This window comes from Halomonas sp., assembly GCF_029263665.1.
Lineage (GTDB): Bacteria > Pseudomonadota > Gammaproteobacteria > Pseudomonadales > Halomonadaceae > Halomonas.
In genome coordinates, this window is record NZ_JAJUFQ010000006.1 from 15,521 (window position 1) to 27,817 (window position 12,297).

Here is a 12,297-nt window from a genome sequence, read left to right on the forward strand (position 1 = left end):
TTATGGATTATGCTGGGCTTGGAAAGAGGAATCTCTTTCCTATCAACCGTCCGTTGACCGATGCTGAGCGCGCAGCACGTTTCGATCAGAAGAAGTCGAAAGAAGCACCACCGATGGACTTCCTCTCAGTGATCAAATTCAATAGTAGCTATATCGAATTTGTTGATCGCTGGTATTCCATTCGAGGGTTTTGGGCATGGCTTTCGGTCATGTTGGGTGGAGCAGCAGTGATTGCAGGAGGTGCATTACTTTATGCTGTTTTTCTCCCTGTAGGAGATCCGATGGTTTCAGAACTTGGTCCAGCTATATTTTTGGTTTTATTGTCGGTCGTACTTTTTTTATTCGCCTGGTTCGGTGCGTGGTATGCGTTCAAAGTTGAATGCATGGGCTATACACACTATCCCATGCGTCTGAATCGCAAGACACGTCAGGTGCATTTCTTCCGCCAGAATGGCACGGTACTGACGGTGCCATGGGACTCCCTGTTTATCACTCTTGGCGAAGCCAAGAGTCCTCTCAGCGGCACCACCTATGACCTTCGTGCCCATGTGTTGGATGCCGACGGCGAAACGGTACGCGAGTCGTTTTCACTAGGGTATCCCTCTCCTTTGGGTAACGCGGAGTCGATCGATAAGTTCTGGGCCTTTCTGCAGCCCTATATGGAAGCGGAAGATGGCGTAGAGCGCACCTGGCATCATCTCAAAGAGAATATCGGGTATTTGGTACCAGTAGACGGCCGTAAGGAGGGCTGGCGTTGGAGTATTGCACGTAGCTTTATGCTGGCGGCTCATTGGCCCTACCTGCAGTTGGTGTTTTCGCCCTTTCTGGGCCTCAATGCCGTCGGTCGGATGTTGGCGATGTGGACCAGCAAGGTTCCAGAGTGGCCTGAAGAAGTAGAACAGGAAAGTCAGGTGGATGCGGATGACCCTTACGTGCTGACCTGGCGCGACAACGACACGATCGGATGGTGGGAGCTGTATTGGCCACTGATCTGCACGGTTATTGGTGTAGGAGCCTTCATGGGGGTGATTGGTTGGGTTGTGTCTGATCTTTGGCGCTGAGCGGGAAGTTTATTATCTTTTTAGCAGCCAATATGCATGGGCTGATGTTGGCTGCTGCTACCGGGCCTGAGTGATGGATTACGCTGGACTGGATTACCGCAATATCCGCTTTCCCGTGGACCGCCCTTTGACCGAGGTCGAGCGTGCGGCACGTTATCATCAGAAGACGCCAGGTAGTGCACCACCGATGGATTTTCTATCGGTCATAAAGTGCAACAGCAATTATATAGAACTGGTGGATCGCTGGTATTCGATCAAGGGGTTCAATACTTGGTTTGGGGTATGTGTCGCACTGGGTGGTCTCTTTTTTGCCACTATGATCGTACTTGCTTTCTTCTGGGCGCCTGTCACTGATCAGCGTGCAGCGCTATGGTTTATGATGATCGTCTTGCTTCCCATTTCACTGGGGCTTGTCTGGGGGGGCTGGTGGCTGGTCCGCACCGAATGTGGTCGCTGGACCCACTACCCCATGCGTCTGAATCGCAAGACACGTCAGGTGCATTTCTTCCGCCAGAATGGCACGGTACTGACGGTGCCATGGGACGACCTGTTTATCACTCTTGGCGAAGCCAAGAGTCCTCTCAGCGGTACCACCTATGACCTGCGTGCCCATGTGCTGGATGCCGACGGCGAAACGGTACGCGAGTCGTTTTCCCTAGGGTATCCCTCTCCATTGGGTAACGCCGAGTCGATCGACAAGTTCTGGGCCTTTCTGCAGCCCTATATGGAAGCGGAGGACGGTGTTGAGCGCACCTGGCATCATCTCAAAGAGAATATCGGGTATTTGGTACCAGTGGACGGTCGCAAGGAGGGTTGGCGTTGGAGTATCGCACGCAGCTTTATGCTGGCGGCTCATTGGCCCTACCTGCAGTTGGTGTTTTCGCCTTTTTTTGGCCTAAACGCCGTCGGCCGGATGTTGGCGATGTGGACCAGCAAGGTGCCGGAGTGGCCGGCAGAGATTGAACAGCAAAGCCAAGTGGATGCAGATGACCCCTACACGCTGACCTGGCGCGACAATGACACGATCGGATGGTGGGAACTCTATTGGCCAATGATCTGCACGGTTATTGGCGTAGGAGGCTTCGTAGGGTTGATTGGTTGGGTTGTGTCTGATCTTTGGCGCTGAGCGGGCAGTTTATTCTCTTGTTGGCAGCCAATATGCATGGGCTGGTATTGGCTGCTGTTACTGAGCTTGAGTGATGGATTACACTGGTTTTGGCAGGGATGGTAAGCATAAAACAAGCATCTATGGTCGCTCCATCAGATTGGTTGTCTGTTATCAAAATCAATAGTACATATATGGAGCTGGTCGATCGATGGTATCCTGTAAAAGGGTTTGCTGCATGGCAAGGTGCAATTATATCTATTCCTTGTATAGGGGGAGTTGTAGCATTTTTATGGCTTGCTCTTAACAAAGGTAACACGGAAACATGGATTTTTTCGTCACTTGCTATAGTGGTGTTTCTTATCTTTGCATGGATTGGCTATAGAGGAATGCGATTTGATTGTTTTAGAGAATCTCACTACCCGATTCGATTAAATAGAAAAAATCGAAAAGTCTATGTCAGTAGGCCAAAAGATACTGTTTTGGTAGTATCTTGGGACGATCTATATATCTGTATAAAAGAGAATAAAATACCTCTATTTGATAAGAGTTTTGATATCCGAGCGCATGTTTTAGGTGAGGACGGGAAAACTATTAAGGATACCTTTACTCTTGGATATCCCTACCTTGGGGATAGAGAAGGGGTGCTCCAGCTTTGGGAATATATCCGGCGTTACATGGAGGAACCTGATGGGGTTGAGAAAAGCTGTAATCTTACAGAGATATACCTCCCGGTTGATGGGCGTCGTGAAGGGGCCAGGTTTGGGCTGATCGCAACCTTTTCACCAGCGGCAAAGTGGCCTTTCAAAGGGCAACTACTTTTCTCTCCAATATTGGCCATCACTACTTTAGGAAGATGGTTAGCCATGTATACGAGTAAGATTCCTTGCTGGCCTGAAAATATAGAGGCCGAGTGTAAGGTTGACCCTGATGATCCTTACCAAAAAGACTGGCGTAGCAATGGTAAGTATGACTTCTGGGAGCTGGACTGGCCGGTGATCTGTTTTGTAATCGGACTGGTAGTAATCGGTGTTGCTATTGGGTGGGTGGTGAGGGAGCTTTTCTAGTTGTTATTAGCAATCGACAGGTTTTGGAACCTGAAAGGCGAGGCCGGTGGTGGGCGCTCCGGCTTTGTTTTTTCGGCGAGGTAACACATGGATTATGCAGGACTTGGAAAGAGAAACCACTTTCCCATCAACCGCCCGGTGACCGATACCGAGCGCCCAGTACGCTTCGGTCAGAAAAATCGAGCAAAACACCACTGGTGGCCTGGAAGTTTCCCGGTTGTAAGCTCTAATTGATGGGATACATGATTTTGCTGAATAATGTCAGGCCGGACGTTTCCATGGCAGAAATGCCCAAATTACCCAAAGTAAACCTGCGCCGAGAGCGAGACCTGCCAATCCTGTTGAGGGAGGCAGCCCCCACGGTGATGGTGGCCATGTGGCAACGACATTGAAGCCGAAGATCAGTGTAGTGGCCCAGCCTACAGATACAATCAGAAGCAATACACCAACCACCATGACCAGGATACCACCAAGGATTAAAATGGTTTGAAGCCGATCCTTGGAAGAATGTGATGGTTCCCACGAGGCGACTTTACCTATCGCCAGAAATCCGCCTTTCCATATAAGCGTAAAACCACTGCCAATAAGCAAGCCATATGTGAAATTGGCCAAGGCCGTGGGGGTTACGGTGTCAATTTCATGCCATACCATCAACCCAAACAGTAAGATGGCTGAGATGGCAATGGTCTTCGGCCCAGGCAAGCCTCTCCAGAACAGTAAAAGAAGCGCTCCCAGTGCAATGAAAAAGACAAAAATTACAAGAAACCCAATAACCACTACGCTCATTGTAAACATCCCTGTTATGTGGCGTACGACTACAGAATATATGGCCGATGAAATGGCACCATGTTGAAGTCGATTCCATGGTTCACAATACTGGTTCCTGTCTCTTGCGCATTAAGCGGCGATAATCCTTGAGACTTCTATATAGCCAGTATAACCACTGCAGTGCAACTGCACTTAGCGCAATAAATGGTAGCACAGCGATCCATAGAGGGATCCAGAAGTAGCTGGAATCGAGAAGTAGTATTGGTGGTTGAGCGTTGGGGTAGCTGGCGACCCAGTAGCCACTCAGGCGTGCTGTGCCACTTAGCTGCAAGTCCTGGCTCAGAGAGCTCCAGACAGAAGCATTTTGAGAAAGGTCGTTGTATGGTAAACGTTCTTCTTCCATGGTATTAGAGGCTTCTTTCGGGGAAAAGAAGACAACTCTATCGTTTTTACCAGCATCATCCAGTAGCAAGGAAGAAGACTGTTGTTGCTTCAGAATTTTCCAGGTGCGCTGAATGACCTGTGCGTAGAAACCACTCACCATGTCTCTCATGTCTCTCTTCAGCACGGCGTAGTCTTGATCATTCAGCAGTCGTTCAGGAAGAGGAACGTTGCTATTGGCCTGGGCAACGGCCTGTTCCCAGTTATAGCCATCGAGAGGCAATTTATCCTTGAGCGTAGCGCACTGTTCTAAGTCCGTATCGGAACCTGGACAGATTGAAGCCACGGCATTGATTAACTCTGCAAGGTGATTAACTTGATGTTCACGGTGGGCATACAAATATTTACTATAACGGACGTTTTTGTATAGAGCGGCATATTCATCACCAGTCAGCTGAGTGAATTCGCTGTCGTAGAGTGTGATCAAGTCTCTAAGTGCAGTGCGTTTATCGTCATCGATATGAATGACGTCGATGGGTTGGATTGGTCCAGCTACCGCTCGACTGCAATCCCAGCGAGTTGATATATGGGATATCCCCCAGCGATCTTCGAGCTCTTCGGCGGCACAGGTAGCTGGCAGGTCGGTAATGATGACTTCATCATTATATTGAGGCTGGTATTGTTGGAGCTGCTCCAGGGAGGAAATATGTATCTGACGATGACCTTTCAAGGCTTCGTCGATCCGGGTTAGCCAGATATTCCATGGCCAGCATAACGCTGTACCTACCAGAAAGGCGACGGTTGCTAAAAGCAGAGAAATAAAGTTAAGACGCATAACAGTGTTCAAGTCATCAATCTTCTGGCGCTTCTTGAAGTGAAACTTGAGCCACCATAAGAAAAAAAATGCAAGAAGAAGTGTTGTTACTACCCTGTTGCTCTGTGGAGACGGTGTCTGAATCAGTCTGATCAGTAACAAAGGAACGATAAGAAATCCTCCACGGAAGCCCAGGCGAAGCGGGATGGCGGAGGTATGTGCAGGAGAAGTATTACTGGTGGCAAGTGTCATAGGGTCGGAAGCGGTGGCTGATAACAGGATGAATAAATAGTCATTTTAGAAATGATGGAGAAGAGCAAGTATGCCGTAACAAAGCGAAGGGTAACAGCCAAGTGATGGCAATGAAGCTGGTAAGGTCAAGAAAAGTCCAGTTGGCTGAAATGGCACAATGTATAAGAGAGGAAGTCAATGTTTTGGTGTGGCTGGATGATTTGATGTGGTTAGATGAGATGTTGAAACTTTGCAATATGGAAACTCTCTGTTCATGACGCTCGAGAAGTATTCTCATATAATGGCTGACTTCGCCATCAGGTAGGTAATATCTACTTGATCTTTTTCAATGGACGAAAAAGCGCTAGCCGATGAAACCACCGATCATTCTGCAATATCACCATGTACGAGCCGACTTGAGCGGGATGGCAGTGGTGATCGCATGTGTTGGCCTTGCACTACTGGCGATTGTCCTTCCTGTCTTGAATGTTGCATTGTCCGAAGAATGGATCAGGTGGATAGAAGCCGTCGCGATTGGCGCCTGGTTGGTATCGGTGCTTGTCTGCTGGTGGCGTGGCCGGCGAGTACGAGGCCAGGAGGAAATGGTTGAACTTGATCATACGGGGTTCGACTCTCGGCTCTTCGGGCGAATCGACTTTAGCGATATTACCAGGCATGCCGAAGGCCGTGACGTGTCACTGAGGCGCAAAGGCGCCACAGCACCATCGCTGTGTCTGCGACTCAAGAGTGGCCGTCGGCTGCATTTTCATCTCGATAATCGTTATTACGCCGAAGACTTGCTGGATTATCTCGCCTTCATCGAAGCCGTATTGGCTGGGGTGCGGGGACAGACTGAAGCGTATTTCGAGGCAGGGCTGCCCGGTAAGCAACAACTGTTTGGTGCAAAAACAAAACACGCACCATCCCTCTTGCCACGTGATTTTGTGCGGTACATGGCCCCGAACGGCAGTACCAAGGCGAAGCAGAAACCATCTGCTATGCAAACGCCTGGAAAGGGTACCGCAAGGCAAGACCAGAATATGCCTTCGGTTGCCAGGCAACTGGGAGAGGCCAATCGCCAGGCAGGGGTGCGTTTCAAGCAGCATTTGGCCAGGGATCATAAGCTCTATTCTGTCGCGATGGTGCTGTTGTCGCTGGCCTATCTGGTACGGGCCTGTGGACCTGAGATCAAGTCGGTGATCGCGCCTGATCCATTTACCAGGATGCAACAGCAAGCACCTCAGGCACTCGAGCGCAGCTCCAGCAGGCTGCAGCATGCTGTGGCGCAGAAAGGACCGGTCTATCTCTGGGGACGTGATATCGGAAGCAATATCAAGCCAGTACTGATACCGAATGTCTCCACTCGGCATCAAATTGGCATTACATCGATCGATACGATGAACATCGCAGGCGATATTTCCAGGTTTCTGCGCAATGGCGAAGTTGAAGGATATCGAATTGGTCTAAGGCATGATGGCAAGCTGACTCTGGTGAATGTATCAAATATCTCGATGCAGCCAATCCCAGGTGAGAAAGCGTTGTTCTTCTTTATGCTTATGCCCGAAGGACAGGCTCGAAAAGATGCCAAAAAATCTCTGATGAGTGATTCAGCATGGCGTATCCGATATCACAACATTTCTGACCTTCCTGCCCGAATTAGGCAGGGTGAGATAGGTCTTCCCATGATGCTTGTAGAACACTGGTTGAAGATGACGCCCTCACCACGCTTAATGGTAGCTTCGTCTGAGTATCATGGTATGAGTGATGAGGAGTTTGCTCAGGTTGTTCAGGTTCTTGAGACATCTTTTCGACAGCAGGGCGTGGACATTTCGCACTTTTCAACACGACGATTCAAGGATGGTTCCGCCAGTGAATGACCCGTGTAATCTGATTCCATGTACCACCATTACTGTACTGAAATTTATCAATAGGGCGATCGACCGATGATTGCTTCCGCTGTTCGTTCTTTGGGAGTTGTTCGTGCTGGAGAGGTCTTCTGTGTCAATGCCCAGTGCCAAGATTTCAAGCAGCGTGTTATTCATGATGGCAGTACGCTGTGCCGGCTACGCACGGATAAAGGTGTCTTCTTTTTTCTAAGTGAGCAGTTCGAGTACGGTCTACCTGAACAGGAGCTTCGGAAGGGAGGTCAACTGACAATTGGGGCACATCGTCTACGTGATGGCAGTGCCTGGCTCCACTGGTTCCAGCTCGCCAATGGCGAATCCTGGGAACCTGAGCGGCAGGACTTGCGTTGGCCATTGCTGGGTGTTGGGCTGATTCTTGCCCTGTCGATAGTGATTTTCATGATGCCAAGCGATAAACCGATGCTGATTATGGTCCAAACCTTCCTTGGTATCATTGGCACAGTCATTCTGCCATTTACATTAGTGGCGCTAGTCCTATGGCTACATCCGATAAAGTGGAAACTGCGGCGAGAGCTTGTCGCATTGAAGGCCGGAAAGCCAATCGTGTTGAGCGAAGGGCCGTCATGTTCAGAGGCTGACACACTACCGCTTGACGACGGTGTTTATGGTGGCGTCGGCTTGATCCAGGGGGTTGCCTCAGAGATAGGACTCTTTCGTATTGACGAGAATATCAGGCGCTATCAGCTGCGCTGTGCAGGAGAGACGTTCACACTGGCAGAATCGTCGGGAATGCTTGGCTCGAAGAGCTTTGTGTTTCGGCGCCAAGCACCACTATTTATCGGAGAGTCAGATCGTATCGTGTTGCTGACCATGGTCGACGATGGCGAGGTGCATGGCGTGCTCAACCTTACCGATGGTATTGCTCACGCGAATTATCATGGCAGCCCATACTCACCACAGACGCGTCGAGTTGCGTTTGGGGTAGTAGTAGGAATAGTGACATTCATGGCTCTGTGCCTGGGTGGTTTTACCCTTTATGACTGGCACTCTCGGGGGGTGGGGCCAGATTATTGGGACTGGGTGGAACTGGCTGAGATCAGCGGTTTTTTCATGATGATGTTTATGATGATGTTCAGTGGCATTGGTTTGATTATCTGGTATATCCAGCGGCACTCTTCAAGAAAGATCTCATTGCATGGGATACCGGTAGAAAAAGTGGTTGCCTTGGCGCTGCAGTGGCGTCTGCACAATGGGCGTTCCCCGGTTATTAACGAGTTTTCCTGAATGCTGCCTGAATGGATTCGCCCGTGGCTGTATGCCGCTTCATTATGCTATGGCGCTTTCGCCTTTGTCTGGTATCTGATGGTGGGGTATGCCCAGGCCTGGCATGTCGAGCCGGAACAGACGCTCTCGGTTCCACTCAAGGAGCCTGTTGAATGGAATACGCTTCAAGCCACGGCCACCAACGATGGAAGCCTGTTGAGCGTGGGGGCGAGAGGCCGCGATGGCGAAGTTGAAATGTGTTCCAGTGCGGGAGGATGCCGTACTTCTTGCCTTGCACAGGGGGAAGTGGAAACCGGTTCGCACCTTCCCGTGTTCAATTGTCTTGTGGTACCGGAAACTGGTGGGCAAGTGCGCCATAGTGTTGCTCCTTTGGGGGAGATTGGCCGTCAAGGCTTGAGTTACCTGATGCGCACCAATGGCAATCAAGTGGAAGTGGTGGGGCGCTTGAAGGGCGAGGTTTCTGGGATGGGCTGCAATAAACAGGGACGCTGCTATCTGTTTGCCGAGCTCGCCAAGGTTTATAACCAAAGTGTTTTCGTCTCTGACGATAGCGGTGTGCACTGGCGGTTGGCTGCTCAAGACGTGCTTGATAGTGCCAGTACTGTTGAAGTACTGCGAATCGATGGTGAGCGCATCTGGGCTGCTGATTCAGGATCACTCTATTTCTCGGAGGATGGTGGGAGTCACTGGAATGAGCTGGCCAATGCTCGCTCACTGTTGAGTGAGTCTCCGCTACGTATACTGCTGCATAACGATTCACTGGTATTTTTTCATTGGAACATGGATGAAACCGGGCGGATTTACGCCATGGTGAGTGATCAGGGGCGTGGACCCCACTCCATAGTGATGTTTCAGTTTGATCAAACCGGCAAGGTCGTTGATGCTGGTGAACGCCCTGGTGAGCTGCGGGATCTCGTCAGTGGTCCAGATGGCAAGCTGTACGCTATTTACCGTGCAGAGGAACGTGAACGCTATACCTTATATCGCCTGTCCGCTGGTAAGTGGTTACCGATCAAGGCCAGTGGCCGTTCGCCACTGACCAACTTGCAGGGTAGTGACAAGCTACTGTTGATGGAGGCTGGGCGGGGAGATGGACAACACATGTTGTTCAGTCGAGACGCAGGTGAAACCTGGAAGGCAATCGAAGACCTGCCTTATTACGAGGATAAGCGGGTGTTTGATCCGGCAGGAGCCGGCATTCTGGAGTTCCGCTACCCGAACTCCGAAGATCATTACGGTTACCGCTGGCTTCGTCCATGAAGCGGTAGGGCTATCATCCTTTCTAGCTCTCTTTCGTCACCTTTCTCCCTTTCATCATGCTATTCCCAACCACTGCCCCCAACATACCTCACCCCAACCCTAACAAGGCATTCTCCAATCCGTGCAGGTCACGGGTGGTCGGGGTGTCGCTGGGGAAGGGGGAGGCGTGTGGGTCGGCGGTGACGCCAACGAAACGGGCGCCATTGGAACGGGCGGCGCGGAAGTCGTTGTAGGAGTCGCCGATCATCACGGTATGCTGAGGAGCGTGGTGGCGGCGGGTCATCAGGTTGCGCAGGGCGGAGGCCTTGTCGGGTGGGGCGCCGATGACTTCGAGGAAATAGTGGGAGAGGTTGCGGCGTTGGGTGATGGCGGTCAGTTCGGCCTGAGGGGTGGCGGAAAGCAGATAGATTGGCAGGCGGCCTCGCCAGCGTTCGAGAAACTCCAAGGCACCTGAGATGGCGGGGGCCTGGAGCAGACGCTGCTCGACACTTTGCTTGAAGCGTTCGCATAGCTCCCGAATATGCTTGTCTCCGGTGTCGCGGTGCAGGATATGTGCCTCGATATGGCGGAATTTCACTTCCCGGGGCTGTCCGCCTCGTCGGCTCAGGTAGGCCACAACGGCGCGGTATTTCTCTTCAGGCTCGTCGCGATAGAGGTCGGCGAAGGCCTGCCGCTTCAGGCTGGCAGAGTCCAGCACCACACCATCGAAATCGAAGACCAGGGCGTACCGGGTGAAGCCCGGGGTATCACTGGTGGACATGTCCTGGGTCGTGCCGGGTCGCAAGCTGTCGTCGTTCACGGATCGGTCATCCCCAAGTTTTCTCGCGCTCTGGTCTCGAAGTTCTGTTCCCGAAGTTCTGTGTTTCGCGACACGCGGCCCCGGAGGTGCGCAGGCGTGAAAGCGCAAGGGGCCGCGTGTCGCTGGTCAGGTCACTACATCGTTGTCTTTTATCGCATCATTGTCTTTTGAAACGTGCCAGCACCCAGCCCTTGAGTGGCGTATTGCTGAGCAGTACCAGGATGGTCACGCTGCTGAGGATCAACGACAGCGGGTTGGTGAACAGTGAAAGCAGGAACTGGCCACCCTGGTCGCCCACCGATGACATGGCCTGGCGGTAGGACTCGTCGAGCATCGGGCCCAGGATGACGCCCAGGATGATGGGACCCATCTGGAAGCCGAACACCTTGAGCCAGTAACCGAGAATACCGAAACCGAGCATCCAGTAGACATCCATCATGTTGCTGTTGATGGAGTAGGCGCCGACCACGCACAACACCACGATCAGCGGAATCAGAATGGACTTGGGCACTTCGACGATCTTGGAGAAGATCTTGATCCCGGTAAGGCCGAAGATCAGCAGGAAGATGTTGGCCAGTGCCAGATTGCCGACGGTGAACCAGAAAATGTACGGCGTCTCGATCATCAGCATGGGGCCGGGGTTGAGGCCATGGATGACCAGGGCGCCGATGATCACTGCGGTGACCGCATCACCGGGCATCCCGAGGGTCAGCATCGGCACATAGGCGCCACCCACGGCGGCATTGTTGGCGGTTTCCGGGGCTACCAGGCCCTCGTAGGCGCCTTCACCAAAGGGGCGGCTGGGATTCTTGACGCTACGCTTGGCGTGGTCATAGGCGAACAGCGAGGCGATATCGCCGCCGGTACCGGGCAGGGCACCCACGATCACCCCGATCAGTGACGCGCGCATCGATAGCGGCAGGAACTTCAAGATCATGTTCAGCGGCGGCACGATCTTGTTGACGTTCTGCTTGACCGGCACCTTGGCCAGGTTATGCAACTGGTACAGCGCTTCGGCGACACCGAACAGGCCAATCATCACTGCCACATAGGAGATGCCGCCCATCAGTTCCATGCTGCCCATGGTCAGGCGGGGCTGGGCGGTAACCGGATCCATGCCGACCAGGCCGATGGTGGCGCCGAGAGCGACGGCAAAGATACCCCGGGCCAGGGACTTCCCGGACAGGGAACTGACCAGCAGCAGGCCGAGTACGGCAATCAGGAAGTAATCGCGCGGGGCAAACTGCAGTGACAGGTCGGAAAGATAGGGTGCAGTACCGGCGAGTACCACGGTACCCATGATGCCGCCGATGACCGACATGATCGTGGACAGGCCGATGGCCTTGCCGGCTTCTCCCCGCTGGGCCAGGGGATAGCCGTCGAATGCCGTGGTGACTGCCGAGGGCGCGCCGGGGATGTTCAATAGAATGGCGGTGCGGGAGCCGCCGTAGACGCCGCCGACATAGATGCCGACCATCAGTGCCAGGGCGTTGTTGATGTCCCAGGAAAAGGTAAAGGAAATCAGGATCGATACCGCCATGGTCACGGAAAGACCTGGAATGGCACCGATATAGATACCGCCCAGCACGCCGAGGGCGGTCAGGCCGAGCAGGCTTGGATCGAGCCAGGCCATGAGCAGGTAGGAGAGTGAATCACTCATAG

10 protein-coding genes are annotated in these 12,297 nt (G+C 52.4%); 6 read left to right on the plus strand and 4 right to left on the minus strand.

The features are described 5' to 3' along the window. The first annotated feature begins 2 nt into the window (after positions 1 to 2). From Q1K07_RS07855 to Q1K07_RS07865, 3 genes are all read left to right on the plus strand, one after another. Positions 3 to 1,061 (plus strand): DUF6708 domain-containing protein, encoded by a 1,059-nt coding sequence (locus Q1K07_RS07855; protein WP_300309552.1) that lies wholly within the window; start codon positions 3 to 5, stop codon positions 1,059 to 1,061. A 73-nt stretch (positions 1,062 to 1,134) separates the two neighbouring features. Beyond that, on the plus strand, positions 1,135 to 2,187 hold the full coding sequence (locus Q1K07_RS07860) for a DUF6708 domain-containing protein (RefSeq protein ID WP_300309554.1): 1,053 nt from the start codon (positions 1,135 to 1,137) through the stop codon (positions 2,185 to 2,187). Positions 2,188 to 2,360: 173 nt separating this feature from the next. Further along, entirely contained in the window at positions 2,361 to 3,233 is an 873-nt protein-coding gene (locus Q1K07_RS07865) for a DUF6708 domain-containing protein (RefSeq protein WP_300309556.1), read from the plus strand. A gap of 261 nt (positions 3,234 to 3,494) precedes the next feature. Here the strand turns inward: Q1K07_RS07865 and Q1K07_RS07870 are convergent, their stop codons facing one another. Together Q1K07_RS07870 and Q1K07_RS07875 are read right to left on the minus strand one after the other, a co-directional pair. Then, the gene (locus Q1K07_RS07870) at positions 3,495 to 4,019 is read right to left on the minus strand and encodes a hypothetical protein (RefSeq protein ID WP_300309558.1); all 525 of its coding nucleotides are present in this window, start codon (positions 4,017 to 4,019) and stop codon (positions 3,495 to 3,497) included. Between the two features lie 82 nt (positions 4,020 to 4,101). Continuing rightward, positions 4,102 to 5,448: a hypothetical protein gene (locus Q1K07_RS07875; protein ID WP_300309560.1), complete on the minus strand. Its 1,347-nt coding sequence runs from the start codon at positions 5,446 to 5,448 to the stop codon at positions 4,102 to 4,104. 350 nt (positions 5,449 to 5,798) lie between these two features. Between Q1K07_RS07875 and Q1K07_RS07880 the strand changes: the two genes are divergently transcribed. From Q1K07_RS07880 to Q1K07_RS07890, 3 genes are all read left to right on the plus strand, one after another. Continuing rightward, positions 5,799 to 7,304: a hypothetical protein gene (locus tag Q1K07_RS07880; protein ID WP_300309562.1), complete on the plus strand. Its 1,506-nt coding sequence runs from the start codon at positions 5,799 to 5,801 to the stop codon at positions 7,302 to 7,304. Positions 7,305 to 7,370: 66 nt separating this feature from the next. After that, entirely contained in the window at positions 7,371 to 8,576 is a 1,206-nt protein-coding gene (locus Q1K07_RS07885) for a hypothetical protein (RefSeq protein WP_300309564.1), read from the plus strand. Then, positions 8,577 to 9,836, plus strand: coding sequence for a hypothetical protein (locus Q1K07_RS07890; RefSeq protein WP_300309566.1), 1,260 nt, complete (start codon positions 8,577 to 8,579; stop codon positions 9,834 to 9,836). Between the two features lie 88 nt (positions 9,837 to 9,924). On the opposite strand, the gene Q1K07_RS07895 is transcribed toward Q1K07_RS07890, so the two are convergent. After that, positions 9,925 to 10,635: an HAD hydrolase-like protein gene (locus tag Q1K07_RS07895; RefSeq protein WP_300309568.1), complete on the minus strand. Its 711-nt coding sequence runs from the start codon at positions 10,633 to 10,635 to the stop codon at positions 9,925 to 9,927. Between the two features lie 157 nt (positions 10,636 to 10,792). Beyond that, positions 10,793 to 12,295 carry a tripartite tricarboxylate transporter permease gene (locus Q1K07_RS07900; RefSeq protein WP_300309570.1) on the minus strand — a complete coding sequence of 501 codons (1,503 nt, stop codon included), beginning with the start codon at positions 12,293 to 12,295 and terminating at the stop codon, positions 10,793 to 10,795. Positions 12,296 to 12,297: the final 2 nt, after the last annotated feature.

What these genes read in the sequence shown, in the direction of transcription:
- Q1K07_RS07855 (WP_300309552.1), top strand. Translation starts at nt 3, where the DNA reads ATGGATTATGCTGGGCTTGGAAAGAGGAATCTCTTTCCTATCAACCGT.
- Q1K07_RS07860 (WP_300309554.1), top strand. Translation starts at nt 1,135, where the DNA reads ATGGATTACGCTGGACTGGATTACCGCAATATCCGCTTTCCCGTGGAC.
- Q1K07_RS07865 (WP_300309556.1), top strand. Translation starts at nt 2,361, where the DNA reads ATGGAGCTGGTCGATCGATGGTATCCTGTAAAAGGGTTTGCTGCATGG.
- Q1K07_RS07870 (WP_300309558.1), bottom strand. Translation starts at nt 4,019, where the DNA reads ATGAGCGTAGTGGTTATTGGGTTTCTTGTAATTTTTGTCTTTTTCATT.
- Q1K07_RS07875 (WP_300309560.1), bottom strand. Translation starts at nt 5,448, where the DNA reads ATGACACTTGCCACCAGTAATACTTCTCCTGCACATACCTCCGCCATC.
- Q1K07_RS07880 (WP_300309562.1), top strand. Translation starts at nt 5,799, where the DNA reads ATGAAACCACCGATCATTCTGCAATATCACCATGTACGAGCCGACTTG.
- Q1K07_RS07885 (WP_300309564.1), top strand. Translation starts at nt 7,371, where the DNA reads ATGATTGCTTCCGCTGTTCGTTCTTTGGGAGTTGTTCGTGCTGGAGAG.
- Q1K07_RS07890 (WP_300309566.1), top strand. Translation starts at nt 8,577, where the DNA reads ATGCTGCCTGAATGGATTCGCCCGTGGCTGTATGCCGCTTCATTATGC.
- Q1K07_RS07900 (WP_300309570.1), bottom strand. Translation starts at nt 12,295, where the DNA reads ATGAGTGATTCACTCTCCTACCTGCTCATGGCCTGGCTCGATCCAAGC.